Origin of the sequence: Aureibaculum algae, assembly GCF_006065315.1 — a bacterium.
Classification (GTDB): domain Bacteria; phylum Bacteroidota; class Bacteroidia; order Flavobacteriales; family Flavobacteriaceae; genus Aureibaculum; species Aureibaculum algae.
In genome coordinates, this window is the sequence record NZ_CP040749.1 from 2,089,073 (window position 1) to 2,103,054 (window position 13,982).

12 protein-coding genes are annotated in these 13,982 nt (G+C 32.7%); 2 read left to right on the top strand and 10 right to left on the bottom strand.

Annotated features, from left to right (window positions below):
- Positions 1 to 24 precede the first annotated feature (24 nt).
- The 3 genes from FF125_RS08610 to FF125_RS08620 are packed head-to-tail and all read right to left on the bottom strand — an operon-like array spanning position 25 to position 1,503.
- Positions 25 to 363 carry a CCC motif membrane protein gene (locus tag FF125_RS08610; RefSeq protein WP_138949385.1) on the bottom strand — a complete coding sequence of 113 codons (339 nt, stop codon included), beginning with the start codon at positions 361 to 363 and terminating at the stop codon, positions 25 to 27.
- 18 nt (positions 364 to 381) lie between these two features.
- On the bottom strand, positions 382 to 669 hold the full coding sequence (locus tag FF125_RS08615; protein WP_250629716.1) for a DUF2752 domain-containing protein: 288 nt from the start codon (positions 667 to 669) through the stop codon (positions 382 to 384).
- Positions 670 to 1,503: a hypothetical protein gene (locus tag FF125_RS08620; protein ID WP_138949386.1), complete on the bottom strand. Its 834-nt coding sequence runs from the start codon at positions 1,501 to 1,503 to the stop codon at positions 670 to 672.
- Between the two features lie 185 nt (positions 1,504 to 1,688).
- Between FF125_RS08620 and FF125_RS08625 the strand changes: the two genes are divergently transcribed.
- Both FF125_RS08625 and FF125_RS08630 read left to right on the top strand, forming a co-directional pair.
- Positions 1,689 to 2,822 carry a cysteine desulfurase family protein gene (locus FF125_RS08625; protein ID WP_138949387.1) on the top strand — a complete coding sequence of 378 codons (1,134 nt, stop codon included), beginning with the start codon at positions 1,689 to 1,691 and terminating at the stop codon, positions 2,820 to 2,822.
- A gap of 113 nt (positions 2,823 to 2,935) precedes the next feature.
- Complete coding sequence (locus tag FF125_RS08630) at positions 2,936 to 4,222, top strand: FG-GAP-like repeat-containing protein (RefSeq protein WP_138949388.1); 1,287 nt, start codon at positions 2,936 to 2,938, stop codon at positions 4,220 to 4,222.
- A 110-nt stretch (positions 4,223 to 4,332) separates the two neighbouring features.
- Here FF125_RS08630 and FF125_RS08635 read toward each other — a convergent pair whose 3' ends face one another.
- The 7 genes from FF125_RS08635 to FF125_RS08665 form a co-directional block, all read right to left on the bottom strand.
- Positions 4,333 to 5,610, bottom strand: a complete 1,278-nt coding sequence (locus tag FF125_RS08635; protein WP_138949389.1) for an alkaline phosphatase family protein — start codon at positions 5,608 to 5,610, stop codon at positions 4,333 to 4,335.
- A 190-nt stretch (positions 5,611 to 5,800) separates the two neighbouring features.
- The gene (locus FF125_RS08640; protein ID WP_138949390.1) at positions 5,801 to 7,360 is read right to left on the bottom strand and encodes an alkaline phosphatase PhoX; all 1,560 of its coding nucleotides are present in this window, start codon (positions 7,358 to 7,360) and stop codon (positions 5,801 to 5,803) included.
- Between the two features lie 125 nt (positions 7,361 to 7,485).
- Complete coding sequence (yidC, locus tag FF125_RS08645; protein ID WP_138949391.1) at positions 7,486 to 9,396, bottom strand: membrane protein insertase YidC; 1,911 nt, start codon at positions 9,394 to 9,396, stop codon at positions 7,486 to 7,488.
- A 215-nt stretch (positions 9,397 to 9,611) separates the two neighbouring features.
- The gene (ggt, locus tag FF125_RS08650; RefSeq protein WP_138949392.1) at positions 9,612 to 11,324 is read right to left on the bottom strand and encodes a gamma-glutamyltransferase; all 1,713 of its coding nucleotides are present in this window, start codon (positions 11,322 to 11,324) and stop codon (positions 9,612 to 9,614) included.
- Between the two features lie 108 nt (positions 11,325 to 11,432).
- Positions 11,433 to 12,026: an acyl carrier protein phosphodiesterase gene (locus FF125_RS08655; protein WP_138949393.1), complete on the bottom strand. Its 594-nt coding sequence runs from the start codon at positions 12,024 to 12,026 to the stop codon at positions 11,433 to 11,435.
- Positions 12,027 to 12,250: 224 nt separating this feature from the next.
- Positions 12,251 to 12,949 (bottom strand): hypothetical protein, encoded by a 699-nt coding sequence (locus tag FF125_RS08660; protein WP_138949394.1) that lies wholly within the window; start codon positions 12,947 to 12,949, stop codon positions 12,251 to 12,253.
- Positions 12,950 to 13,059: 110 nt separating this feature from the next.
- Positions 13,060 to 13,758 carry a hypothetical protein gene (locus tag FF125_RS08665; RefSeq protein ID WP_138949395.1) on the bottom strand — a complete coding sequence of 233 codons (699 nt, stop codon included), beginning with the start codon at positions 13,756 to 13,758 and terminating at the stop codon, positions 13,060 to 13,062.
- Between the last annotated feature and the right edge of the window lie 224 nt (positions 13,759 to 13,982).

A 13,982-nucleotide genomic window follows, 5' to 3' on the forward strand; every position in this document is an offset into this window, starting at 1 on the left:
ATTAATTTATTATATTTCACAATATTAAGAATATTGGCTTCGTAATTCCTCTAATCTTTCTTGCATTAATTCTGGATCTTGTAATGCATCCCATCCAATTAATGATAATATATATATGACAGATACTATCATAAAAAGGCTAAGTATTATACCAATGATAGCCATTATTTTTCCTGCTTGTACATTACCATAATTTGAGTAATTTTCAGGAGTTTGTTTATAGGTTTTGGTGTCTTTTACTCCGACAATAAGTCCAATTAGTCCAAAAATAAGTCCTGGTAGGCCATAGCAACATGCTCCTACAATAGAAAGAATACCCATTATTAGCACTAAGTTTGCATTTGGTAATTTTTGTTGTTCCATTTTATTGAGTTTAGTTAATTAATAAAATTTTAAAATATAGTTCGTTAGCATAATTAAAACATTACTCACAAATAAAAACAAGAGTATTTTAGGTCCGTTTTTAAAAGCAAATTTTAAGTGAAATCCTAAGTATACAAACATTCCAATAAGACTATAAATAGCGGGGTACATATAAAATGCAGCAATAAAATCTCCTTTTAAAAGATAAATTAATGAGCGTTGCATACCACAACCCATACATTCTACTCCCATTTGTTTCCACTGGCAAGACAGCATATGTTCTTCCAAAAAAGATATTACGTCCATTTATTCCGGTATTATCGTTTTAGAAGTTTCTATGGTACCAAATTCATAAGAATCATAATTAATCGGTTCACCATTTTCATTTACTAGTTTTAAAGGTGATATCGTTATGGTCGTTTTATAGGTCTCTACGTAACTATTTTGTAGGTTTCTTTGCTCTGTTATAGTACTAGAGGTATCCGGGTCTAAATAATCAACAATATCATTTCCGTTCGCATCAAGGGTAGTAGATTCATTTATAGTGTCTACACTATCACCATCATCATTCGCATCTAAATAATTGGGGATGCCATCACCGTCGGTATCATCGTTGGTAGGATCTCCATCACCATCAATATCCTCATTTTTGGTGGTTATATCATCACCGTCATCATCAGAGTCAATATAATTGGGTATACCATCCCCATCTGTATCAAGCAATAAATCATCAGTTTCATCAACTCCATCATTATCATCTTCTGAAAATTCTGTATTTACCAAAACAGTCCCTGTTCCTGTCCACTCTTGGGTAACCGTAGGAGAAGTTGGTGGTATATTTTGACAAAAATAACTAGACGTTGGTGCCTCAGACATTGTTCTATAGGCAATACTATTTGTTCCGCTTCCTGAAACGGTAAATGTTTCTTCCTCCCATTTATAGGTTAAGAAAGTTTCATCATCATTTAAATCAGAATCCAATTCGATAACAAAAGTTTCGTTTTCATTAATTTTAAACAGGACAACCTCTCCACAAGTTTCAATATCTATAGAGGAAAAGTCAAACTCAGGAATGTCTAGGCTACCATCATCACATGACAATACAAGTATCAGTAAAAAAAATAAATATATTCTGCTCATTTATAAACTTTAAAAATCTGTTCATTGACAAAAATAGGCGAAATACGTAACAAAGTAAAAATACTTGCTGTTAAATTTGATTACTTTTGTGCTCATAGAGCTCATAATGGGCATTTAGTTTTAAAACACGGTACACGAACCTAATAAGTGATTGAAAACAAGTGGGTTAGTGAAAATTTATTTAGATGAGTATAATTTATTTAGACAATGCAGCAACTACACCGATAGATTCTAAGGTAATAGAACGAATTACTGAAGTGATGACTAATGTTCATGGCAATCCGTCTTCAACACATCAAGTTGGTAGGAAAGCTAAATCAGTGGTTGAAGCAGCCAGAAAAAGCATTGCAAAACATTTTAATGTTACTGCTGGAGAGGTTGTGTTTACAGCAGGAGGAAGTGAAGCTGATAATTTAATATTGCGTAATGCGGTTGTACATTTGGGAGTAAAAAGAATAATTACGACTAAAATTGAACACCATGCCGTATTGCATACTATTCAAGCCTTGGCAGATGAGTTTAATATCAGCATAGATTTTTTAGAATTAGACGAACGGGGAGTGGTAAATTATAGTGAAATTGAGGCTCTTTTTAATTCAAATAAAGTTAAAACCTTGGTGAGTTTAATGTCCGTAAATAATGAATTGGGAAACTTATTAGAGAGTAGGAAAGTTGCTGATTTATGTATTACCAATAATGCCTTGTTTCATTCTGATACAGTTCAGGCTATTGGTCATTATACAATGGATTTACGGGCAGTACCTATAGATTTTATAACAGCAAGTGCTCACAAATTCCATGGACCAAAAGGTGTAGGGTTTGCCATTTTTAAAAAAGGTTCTGGTATAAAACCCATGTTAATAGGAGGAGAGCAGGAGCGAGGTGCCAGAGCAGGAACAGAAAATGTACCGCAAATAGCAGGAATGCAAATGGCATTAGATATCGCGTTGGAAAATGAGGAAATTGATAAAAGATACATCACCAATTTAAAAAAGCATTTTATTAATCAAATTAAAACTGAATTACCAACATTAGAATTTAACGGTTGTTCAGCAGATTTAGAACAAAGTAGCTATACTATTTTAAATGTACGTTTTCCGAAAGAATTACCAATGTTATTGTTCCAACTAGACTTAAAAGGGATTGCAGCTTCAGGTGGTAGTGCTTGTCAAAGTGGAAGTGCAAAAGGCTCACATGTGTTAGAAGCTATTTTACCAGAAAGTAAGGCCAAATCAACTTCGGTTCGATTTTCTTTTAGTAAATACAACACAAAAGAAGAGATTGATTACGTTATTGAAGTGTTGAAAGGTTTGGTTTAAGTTTTTTAGAAGTTGATAACTAGTAATCAAGTTAATTAGTGATAAATCTTTTTTTTCTTGTTTTTAATTAAACCATTTGATCAAACAGTAGTCAAAGTGCTAAACCATTTGAAATGATAAGAAAAATAGGAGTGCTTTTAATTAGTTTAGTATGCATCAATTGTAGCAAAGAAGATAATATAACAGCAAAAATACCTATATCTACATTATCATATTTACCAGAAGGTTTTATCACAATTAACGAAGGTTCAGCAGGTTTTTCTGCTAATTTAGAGAGCGGAGATCGATTTGGACGAGATCATGATAAAATTGGTGATGTTAATGGTGATGGTGTCATAGATTTTGTATTAGGAGCACGCTCAGATGATGATGGAGCAACAGATGCGGGGGCCGTTTATATTTTATTTATGAATAGTGATGGTTCTGTACAATCAAACCAAAAAATTTCCGTGTTAGAAGGTGGATTTTCGGATACTTTGAATACAGGAAACTTTTTTGGCTATGGAGTAGCAGGTATCGGAGACTATGATGCTGATGGTATTCCTGATATTGCTGTAGCTTCACCCGTGCCTCCAAACAATGCATTATATGTTATTCACTTAAATTCAGATGGAACAGTAAAGGATTATGTTAAAAATGAAAACATTATAGCCAATGGATTATCAGCGATTGGTGATTTAAATGGAGATGGTCGTATAGATTTAGTCGCATGTAATCCAGGTTCAGATAATGGCGGTAGCAACCGAGGGGCGATAGATATTTTATTTTTGAACAGTGCCTCTCAAGTTGAATATTCAAATACGATAACCATTAGTTCTACCCAAGGTGGTTTTGGAGTTGGACTCGAAGATGGTGATCAATTTGGCGGTAGAGAAGTAGCCATGCTTGGTGACCTTGATAATGATGGGAATAAAGAATTGGCTGTAGGAGCTTTTATGTCCGATGGAGGGAAAGGAGCCGTTTGGATCCTTTCGTTGGATAATATCACCTACAATGTGGTGTCTAAAGTGAAAATTGCGGAAGGTATCAATGGTTTTACAGATACTTTGGTGTCCGACGAAAACCCTAATGGAACTTTTGGTGCAAATTTTGGGCATGCCATGTGTGCAGCAGGTGATATTGATGGTGACGGAATACCTGATTTAATTACGGGAGCCAATCAACAATATGAAGGTTGGGGCTATGTGCTTTATCTTAATGAAGATAAGACCGTAAAGGCATACGATAAGATTAATAATACTGAAGGTGGTTTCAATATAAACTTACCAGAGGAGGGACGTTTTTCTCGTTCTATTTCTTACGTGGGAGATTTAAAGGGAGACGGCTCTGTAGCAATTAATTTTGGTGGTGGTGCTGGTGGAACAGGAACCTTATATACACTTTTTTTAAGACCTCAGTAATCCGCGAAATGTGGTAGTAATCGCATATATTAAAGTGTAATTAACCCATTGTGTAATATAACTTTTTGATCAAATAGATACAATACACAACGGGTTATTATTGCAGTTTTTTATTTTAGAACATCTTTTAACTCTTCTAACTTCCCGTCAATAGTATTGGGAATATCCAATCCTAACAATTTACAAAGTATTGGGTAGATGTGTATATTTTTGAATGAAGCGGTCTCATATCCGTTCTTAAAACCGGGACCATTCGCATAAAAGATACCATGCACATCTTTGTACTTCGGATCAGGTCCGTGGATACCTATTTTATCAATATTTTTCTCTTTTAGCGAAGCTATGCGTGATTTAGAACTAAAATAATAGCCCACATCTGGTATTAATTGAATACTGCCCCAGTCTTTATTTTGTGGGGTATATTCAAAACCCGGAGTATTTTCAGTCTTATAAACCTTAAAGTGGGCTTCTTTTTGTTTTAAATTCTTAAGTAAAACATCAATATCTACGTTTTTCTTTGGATGAATATTTACAATGGCTCCATTATCAATGGTTACATACAGGCTATCATTTTTAATAGTCTCTCTGGGAATCAAATTTTCAGTCTTTAACTCCATCATACCATGATCAGAAACAATAACAATATTTATAGGTAGTCCCGTTGCTGCTGTACCCTTGAATAAATCACCTAAGTTTTTATCTAGTTCAAACAATGTTTTTTTTATTTCCGTATCATTATTGGGTCCAAAATCATGACCTGTATCATCCATGTCAGAAAAATACATGGTAATTAAATGTGGTCTTTTTTCTTTGGGTAATGCTAACCAATTGAGAGCCTGAGTTACTCGGGTTTCATTTTTTATACTGCCATCATAAATTTTATAATAGGTAGGGTGTTTACCTTGAATGTCGGCTTCAGAGCCAACGAAGAAATAACTTGCAGAAACCATCTGATTTTTATCAGCGAGTATCCAAATTGGTGTACCTCCATAAAAAGTGCCATCTTCAACGGTTTCACGGTTTCCTAATTTATACGTGGTATTTTTTTTGTAACTAAAAAATGAATTCCCAATAATACCATGTTTATCCGGATACATTCCTGTGGCAATGGTATAATGATTTGGAAATGTCTTAGATGGAAATGATGGGATAAGTGACTCCGCTTTTACACCGTTTTTAATAAAATTAGATAAATGAGGCGGTTTATATTTTTCAACATAATCCCAACGGAAACCATCCAAGGAAATTAAGATTACATATGGTTTTTCAAGAGAAGCTTTTGAATTGGTAGTTGGTGTTGAACTTCCTAAATTTGAAGAAGATTTACAAGATAATACGATTGCAATTAGGATCGATGCAAGTGCATATATAAAATTTTTTCTTAACATTTAGCTTTGATTTAGGTTAGGGGTAAGGTACTATATTATTGTAAATTTAATGTTAAATGAAATTCGTATTTTAAATAAAAAAGAAAGTTAATAAAATAGAAGCATAAAAAAAGCCGGAGTTAAATATAGTTTGGTACTATTTATTTTTAATTCGATTTTATAGGGGTTGGGTTTGAGTCTTAATTCTAAGTTAATCTTTAACAATTTTATAATTACCTAATGATTTTCCTTCAGAAAATACATTCAAAAAATAGATACCGGTATCAAAATGAGAGACATCAATTTGAACGTAATCAGTTGAGCCAAGTTCTTTTTCAATTAAACGTTGTCCAAACTGATTGTAAAATGAAATTCTCACCGCATTGCGTACACTTTCAAAATCCATATTTACTATTTTTTTAAACGGATTTGGATATATTCTCGGTCTTATTTTAGAATGAGATTCATCAATTGAAAGCGTTGTACCTAAATTTCCATTTAACGCAATGACCAACGAAATATCCTTGTGGAACCCTATGGAGTTGCCGGCTACATCAGTTTGAAATGTGCTGTTATTTTTGTCATCTGGGTGTTGAATTGACATAAATAGAAAACGATAATCCGGCGAAAAAGTTATACCAGTTGGTTCTGAGCCAGCAGGAGTTCGTCCAAAAATTTTAACTTTAGGAGAAGATTGTGTATGCCCATTTTCAACTACCCATATATAATTATTTTCTCCATCTTGCAGTACCCAAAGATTGCCATCACTATCAAAAGCTAAATTATCATTTCCTCTTCCCCAATTAACTGGAGAAGTACCATTTTCATGATTTATAGTATAAGACATATTGCCTACATAGGTTTCCATTTGAGTTACTGCGGTTCCTATAATGGGATCTGAATCTTGAAATTTATAAACTCTATCTTCATTTTTAACCGCAAAATAGACCCATCCATCGGGCCCAATTTCTACATCTTCAATTCCTTTAAAAACTGTGGCATCAAGGGCATCACTTTGAGCTAATGTAGAATTTCTTTCCGATTTGGTTGTGTTATTTATCAATATCCAACTACCAGAACCTTCTTTTGAACCTTTGTAAATATATAATTTTCCAGCACTAAGGTCTTTTGTATTGTCCGCTACAAATTTATATAAGTAGCCGGGATCAGAATCTGCACCTTGATAAACGGTTCTAAGATTGTTGTGTATGGCAATATTTTCGTGTTTAAAATTACCTAAGGCCCACCTTTTGTCTATAAGCAGTTTAGTAGCAGGGTCTATCTCGACACACCAACCTGTATCATTATATCCATCGTTATTAGCATCTGTTGTAAATATTGTTTCTTCACAAGAAATAACTGTATTCCATGGTGTCACAGTACCTGAACAGTTAGCTATGGTACCAACCAAACTTGAAAAATCTATAGCTTTAGATAAGGATTTTTCCCATAGTTTTGAGATAGTGTTAAAATTTATATCTAAAACGGTTACTGCACCAGGTGCTGACTCAGAATTTATGCTTAAGTACCCATTTTCATTACTTCCGTTTATGGGTACATAACCTGTAAAATCTGTGTTATCTGGTAAAAAGCCACCTTCGGTTAACGCGTCGCCTTCTTCAATTATTTTATGAAAAACATGGGTTGAAGGAATTACAAAATTGCTATTTTGAGTTAGTGGTTCTAAGGATGTAAAATCAGCAATTTTAGATTGTGCAATACTGTAATATTGGAAAATTAGTAAAATCAAAAAGAGAACCGTACGTTTCATAGCAACATGATTAGGTAGAATTGAATCCTATTGGTTACTAATTTAGATATTTATAACGTCAATAACAAATAAAAAACCGAAGCTATTAACTTCGGTTTTGAATTTTTAACAATAATTAAAATAAATTATTTGTTTTTCTTTTTTTGTTCTTGTTGCACTTGTGCTTGCTTCATAGCGTCATCTAAACGTTGTTTAAACTTGCTTTTTTTCTTTTCAGGCTTGGCTTTGTTTTCTTGTATTTGAGCGTGAATTTTATCTTCGTCGATAATAAAATTCTTAATAACCAACATAATTACAATAGTAAGTAAGTTAGATACAAAATAGTATAAACTCAAACTACTTGCATAATTATTAAAAAAGAAAAGCATCATAAGAGGAGAGAAGTACATCATGTATTTCATCATTTTACTCATATCAGGCATACCTTCTTGAGTGGGCTGCTGCATATTCATTTGTTGACTTTGCGTCATACGCATATAAAAGAATATAGCTATAGATGCTAAGATTGGAAATAAACTCACGTGATCTCCATAAAACCAAATTTTAAAGGGTAATTGAGCAACCATATCATAAGAAGATAAATCATCTGCCCATAAAAAGCTTTTTTGACGTAAACCTATTTCTGATGGGAAAAATCTAAATAAGGCAAAGAATACTGGCATTTGAATTAACGCGGGTATACAACCGGCTAGTGGGCTAACACCTGCTTTACGTTGTAAGGCCATTGTTTCTTGTTGACGCTTCATTGCGTTTTCCTTACCTTTAAGTCTTTCATTTATCGCTTGCATTTCGGGTCTTAACACCTTCATTTTTGCACTAGATAAATAAGATTTGTATACTACAGGCGACATAATTATCCGAACAATTATGGTCATTAAAATAATTATTAATCCATAATTTGTCATGTACGTACTTAAAAAAGTAAATACCGGGATAAAAATAATTCTGTTAATCCAACCAAAAATACCCCAACCTAGGTCAGCCACATCTTTAATGTCTGTGCCTTTATATTTTTTAAATATTTTATAATCTGTAGGCCCATAATACCAGTTCATGGCATAATTAAGCTCACCATTTTTCATATCTAATGGTGCTTTCAAAGTAAACAGCTTTGTAAAGACGGTGTCCTTTTCTTCATCTTTTACTAAATCTGTAGAAGAAACATTTGCAGAACTGAAAGGAGTCTCGGTTTTTAATAAAGAAGTAAAAAAGTGTTGTTTGTAGGCAACCCAGTTTACATCTTTTAATTCATCTTCATCTGTAAAGCTTAAGTAACTTACATCATCATCAGCTTTATAGTAGAAATAACCGTACATGTTTTCGGTCTTTATACTTTTTTCTTGACGGTAGGCTTTAAAGTCCCAATTTAATTGTAAAGGTTGTGTGGTATTTATTGCCCTATCCATACCTTGAGATTTTATAGCAAAATCGAGCATGTAATCTCCTGGCTTAATCTCGTAACGATATTCTAAATATTGGTCAGCCGATACTTTCAGTTTCATAGAAAGTACTTGGTTTTCGCCATTTTTAGATAAGGTTGGTTCAAAAAATAGATCTTTTGTATTTAAAGTTCTATTATCTGTTGTCGCAAAGTTGATATTAAAAAGAGCATTATTATCTTTAACAAGATGTAATGGTTTTTGAGCGTTTGTTTTAAATTCTTTGAGCTCAACATCTGTTATTTGACCCCCTTTATTAGAAACTTTAATTTTTAATAATTCGTTTTCAATAACAGTTTCATTAGCCGATGCAGAGGGTAAAGTGGCACTATATGCAAAAGCACCTAATTGGCTTTGAGCATTAGAAAGAGCCACAGAGTCTGTAGGGCTTACAGTTGTAATTGCTGAGTCAACGGTCTTTGTAGACGGTTGAGTTATTTGGTCTTGAACGCTTTGTATTGAATCTTGTATTTGCTCAGTTCTTTGCTTTTCAAGTTCTTCAGGTGTTGGTTGATTGGTATACATATACCAAACCATAATAGCACCTAATAATAAAAAACCTATGAGCGAATTGACATCAAATTTCTTTTCTTCCATAATGTATAAAATCAACCCAACTATAGTATCAAGTTTTAAAGTAAAAAACAGATGGGTTTTTGAGACTGCGAAAATATAAAAAACTGTTGAGAAATATCAATATTCAAGCACCAAAAGAGAAATAATAATCAATTATTAAATAACAAAACACAATTACTGCCTTTTTTGGGTTTAAAATGGTGTTCTTAATTGGAAAATATAATTTATAATGTACTTTAAAATCCTTCTGCACTATCGTCACCTCTAGGGTCGGCACCACCTTCTAATTTACCATTGGGTAAAACTAAAATAGCATCTACTTTACCTATAATTCGAGAATTGCTTTGATCAATATTATAACCTTTATTTCGTAAAGCAGGAAATATGATACTATCAAAGGTAGTTTCAAATTTAATATCATCTGGATACCATTGATGATGGAATCTAGGTTGCGATACTGACTCTTGCATGGTCATATCGTATTCTAATACATTTAAAATGTTTTGCATTACCGAGGTGATAATTGTTGAACCACCAGGCGTGCCAATCACCATTTTAAGTTTCCCCTCTTTTTCTACAATGGTAGGCGTCATAGCACTTAACATTCTTTTTTGAGGGGCAATCGCATTAGCTTCCGCACCTAATAATCCAAACATATTGGGCTCACCGGGTTTAGAACTAAAGTCGTCCATTTCATTATTTAGAAAGAATCCTGCATCCTTAACATACACTTTAGATCCATAAGCTCCATTTATTGTAGTGGTAACTGCTACGGCATTTCCAAACTGATCAATAATAGAATAGTGTGTTGTTTCGTCACTTTCTGGTAAGGTGATTTCGCCATACGTAATATCGGTAGATTTGGTGGCCTTATCCCAATTAAAATCAGACATTCTTTGCGATAAGTAATAGGGGGAAAGTAAGGTGTCAATAGGCACATGTACAAAATCAGGGTCGCCTAAAAATTCAGATCGATCGGCATAAGTTCTTCGTTCTGCTTCTGTTATTAATTGAACATATTCTAAAGAGTTATGAGCATATTGATTGATGTTATAGGGCTCAATACTTTTTAAAATTTGACCAATACAAATTCCACCACTAGATGGTGGAGACATAGAAATAATCTTATTACCTTTATAGTCAAATGTTATTGGTTTTCTCCATTGTGCTTCATAGCTTGCTAAATCTTCTTTTGTTATAATTCCACCTAAACTTTGAACATATTCCACCAACATATCAGCTGTTTTTCCTTTATAGAATTCATCTCTGCCATTATCTTTTATTCTTGTTAATGTTAACGCTAGTGCGGGATATTTTATAGTATCACCAACCTGCCATTCTTTATCTAAAAGGATAGTCCGTTTGTTTGCTTTCTCAAAAAGAGGGCGGTATGCATTCAACATTCTCGCTTGGTGTTTGGTAACAACAACACCGTTCGTAGCTAAATCTATGGCAGGTTGCATAAGTTTTTCAATGGGTAGGGTACCAAATTTTTTATGAACTTCAAATAACCCAGCCACAGTGCCAGGCACGCCAACTGCCATAGCTCCCAAGGTGCTTTTATTGGGAATTACATTCCCTTTTTTATCTAAATACATATCTCTCGAGGCTTTGAGAGGAGCTTTTTCACGATAATCAATACTTCCTGTTTTACCATCCTTTAATCGATAAACCATAAAACCACCACCTCCAATATTGCCTGCAAATGGATAGGAAACGAGCAATGATAAATCAGTGGCAACCATAGCGTCAAAAGCATTGCCACCCTGTTTCATAATAGCTAATCCAATTTTGGAAGCCTCTTCTCTCGCAGATACCACCATGGCAGAATCGGCAAGAATACCATAGGTTCTATGATCTTCGGTTTCAAGTATTGTAGTTTTTGGGGCACTTTTTTTACATTGTATGACAAGGAAGCAAATGCTTAAAATAAGTAGGATTTTTTTCATTTAAATAAAATTATACGAACCTTTTTACTTATGGTTATTTAGATAAGTTATTGTAAGATATATTATTAATTGCTGTTTCAATCAGAAAACAATTAGACTAATATGCCTTTATTTATTAAGTATTATTTTTGTTTGTTCAGATGATAAGTTACGTAAATCTTCAAAGAAGGTTGTAAAGTCATCTTCAAAATCAGTATAATAAAGTTGTAAATCTTCAATGGCTAAATTCATTTTAGAGATATTTTTTGTTCTTTTATTCATACCTATTAATACCGTTTCTATCCCTTCAATAGTTCTATAATTGTACAACCAATTGTCTTTTATCATATAAGGCAATAGCTTTTTAATTTTTTCAGGAAGAATTTCATGATTGTCCGTTAATAGTGTATAAAACTGTTGTGCATACGTATTCAGTTCTATATCGCTGTATTTTGACCAATTTTTGGCCAAATAGTGATCATATAAAATATCAATAATTACGCCATTATAATGTCGGTATCTTGGATGAAGTCTTTTTTTACTCTTACGAACAATTGGGTGTGTATCTGTAAATGAATCAATTTTTCGATGAAGTTTAATCCCTTTTTGAACAGTAATAGGAAGGTGTTTATATTTATTTCCAACAATTCCATCAGCAATAAAATTACCAATTTTAAGTTCATCGTTATTACCAGAGAGATAAATATGTGCTAAAAAGTTCATTCTCGAAAGGTAGGAAAAAAAGTCTTCAGTCGGCGTCAGCAACAGGTAGTTTTTCTGTATTATTTAATTGCTAATAATTGGAGCTTGAAGTTGAAAACAAGTGCTCTTTTGATTACTTATTATAACACGAAAGATTACGATGAACTGAACGAATTAGATCTGTACTATGCAACTAAAAGTAAAATGAGTATAGCGTATTAATAAGAATTTAAGTTGCCTTTTTCCTATTTTACAGGTTTTTCAAATGACCAGTCCATTTTTTGGAAAGCAGCTACAAGGCTAGATTTTTGGCTTGTTTTACAAACAAAAAAGTCATAATTGGCTATCATTGCTGTTAGTCCTTTCGTATTAATACCTGCATTAGCAGAACTTAAATAGTAACTTGGCCAATCATTAGCTCTAATAGATCTGAATTTATATTTTTCTGTATGCAACATGTTGGCTAATGCCTTTTTTACACCTTTTGCATCTTCACTGTATCCCATTAATTTATAAAAGGTGAGTAATTGCCCAACGGCATCTTTAAAATATAAAATGTCATTTTGAGCTTTGGTCCATTTAGCTAAAAAAGGATTGGGTTCTATAACAATTTCACCTTTAAAATTCTTTTTATCCCAATTAGGAATAGATTGAACAGCAATATCTTTAAAGACGTAATCAAATTTCTTAGGATCTAAAAGTGCCAGCCAAATTTTTTCAGTAATATCTATAACTTCATCGTCGTTGTAAAAAGAACTTCCTAATAATGATACGATATTTTGAATATCAGCTTTTTTAAAATTAGCCTCTTTTAAGTTAGGTTTTTCTTTTTTATATTCCTTTATAGTACTGTGAAAACGTATTGCAGAATAATCTGGTTGAGCAAAAAGATCAACATTAAATGTAATTAACGCTAAACAGATAAGTATGATGTTTTTCATCATGTTGTCATTAGTTTTTATTTATTAATAGCTGGTTCGGCGTTGCATGGAAAAAAACCGCTCCCTTAAAGAACGGTTTTTTAATTACTTGAGTATAATTTTTTTTATAAAATTTAGGGTTGAATAAAATCCCATTCAATTTTTTTGAAAAGTTCTGTTATTTCGTCCTTCTTTTCAAGTTTACAAACGATGATGTTATAATATCCTTTCGTAACCAATGCTACTAATCCTTTTGGTGCTAAATCGGCATTTACAGTTTCTAAATAAGAATATGCCCAATCGTCATCTTTAGGATCTTGAAAGTTAATATTTTTTGTGATTAGTAATTCATTAAACGATGATTTCACACCTTCAGCATCATCACCATAAGTAATTAATTCATAGTGACTTAATATTTTGCTTAATGCCAATTGAAAATAGGGAAACTCGTCGCTATTGATAGTCCATTCAGTAAGGTATGGGTTAGGTTCTAAAACTAGTTCACCTTTAGCATTTACTTGGCCCCAATTATTAATTGTTTTTACGGCAAAATCCTTAAAAACAAAATCAAATAGTTTAGGGTTAGAAAAAGCCAGCCATGCTTTATCTACGATGTCTTTTTTTTCTTTCTCTGAATAAAGGGAATCGCCAAGATTATCAATAATACTTGATAATAGTTCTTTGTCGATACCTAATTCTTGAGTTCTGGGTTCGTCGTTTTTGTATTCATATATTTTACTACTGAAAATAACCTTAGAGTAGTCAGTTGTTTGAGAAACTGCTGCATAGGTGAATACCAGGAATGTTAAAATAGAGAGTAGTGTTCTTTTCATAGAGTTACTTTAATTACACTTCGCTTTTACACACGAAAATTAATAATATTTTAGTGAAATAATATTAATTTTATAAATACAATAAATTGGTAATAAATAGAATTTAGGGGTTCTATAAGACTGCTAAAGTAACGAATATTTCATTACATTACAATAAAATCAATATAAAGTATGGTTTTCTATTTAAATGGTAAGAAAATGATAGTATTCTGTTTATTTAATAA